Origin of the sequence: Paenibacillus darwinianus (genome assembly GCF_000598065.1) — a bacterium.
GTDB classification, from domain to species: Bacteria; Bacillota; Bacilli; order Paenibacillales; family Paenibacillaceae; genus Paenibacillus_I; species Paenibacillus_I darwinianus.
Genome location: NZ_KK082200.1, coordinates 8327 through 9211 on the forward strand (window position 1 = coordinate 8327; position 885 = coordinate 9211).

Below are 885 nucleotides of genomic sequence, written 5' to 3' on the forward strand. Positions count from 1 at the left end.
TTGCCGAGCAGCGTACCGGTCTGCGCCAACAGCTTGCCGCTCACCAGCGCGTCCATCTGTTTTTTACCGGCCGAAATGAACAGATCAACCGGAGCGCCCTGCTCGATTTGTTTTTGCAGCGCCCCCGAGGAGCCGTAGTTCATGATCAGATCAATATCTGGATGCAGCGCCTCATAACGGGATTCGAGTTATCGTTAGAGGATCGTCGGGCGACGCGATCAGGACCAGCCGATTGCCGAGCAGCGTACCGGTCTGCGCCAACAGCTTGCCGCTCACCAGCGCGTCCATCTGTTTTTTACCGGCCGAAATGAACAGATCAACCGGAGCGCCCTGCTCGATTTGTTTTTGCAGCGCCCCCGAGGAGCCGTAGTTCATGATCAGATCAATATCTGGATGCAGCGCCTCATAACGGGATTCGATCTCATTCAAGCCGTCCTGCAGGCTGGCGGCCGCCGAAATCAGAAGCTCGGTTTTGCCGGCCGCGGCGCTGCCGTCCGTGCTGCCGCTCGCGCCGGAGCATCCGGCGATTACGGCGATCGTCAATCCGATTAGGGTTATTTTCAGCCTGCGCGGCATAGAGTTGTTCCTTGCCATTGTTGACCTCCCCGTTCGCCATTGCCACCGTGACTAATTCTAACATATGTGCCATCAGCGTATCTATCGTTTTGGGTGTTACGAACCGCCGTTTTTCTGGTATAATCGAAGAGGCTGTTATTGAGATCGCATACAGAGACGGGGTACTTTAAACATTCAGAGGTGAATGGATTGATCGCGCAAGCGGTAATCGTCAACGGCTCAAATGAAGTGCTGATGGTCAGGGAGTATGTGGAAAGAGGCGACATCGTCTGGAATTATCCCGGCGGCGGCGTCGAGGTGGCGGAAACG

2 protein-coding genes are annotated in these 885 nt (G+C 55.6%); both read right to left on the reverse strand.

Annotated features, from left to right (window positions below; translation table 11 throughout):
- Positions 1 to 143 (reverse strand): substrate-binding domain-containing protein (locus tag BG52_RS15695; protein WP_397311019.1); only part of this gene is annotated, 143 nt, incomplete at its 3' end.
- A gap of 28 nt (positions 144 to 171) precedes the next feature.
- Positions 172 to 594: a molybdate ABC transporter substrate-binding protein gene (gene modA, locus BG52_RS13055; protein WP_036667438.1), complete on the reverse strand. Its 423-nt coding sequence runs from the start codon at positions 592 to 594 to the stop codon at positions 172 to 174.
- Positions 595 to 885: the final 291 nt, after the last annotated feature.

What these genes read in the sequence shown, in the direction of transcription:
- modA (WP_036667438.1), bottom strand. Translation starts at nt 594, where the DNA reads ATGGCAAGGAACAACTCTATGCCGCGCAGGCTGAAAATAACCCTAATC.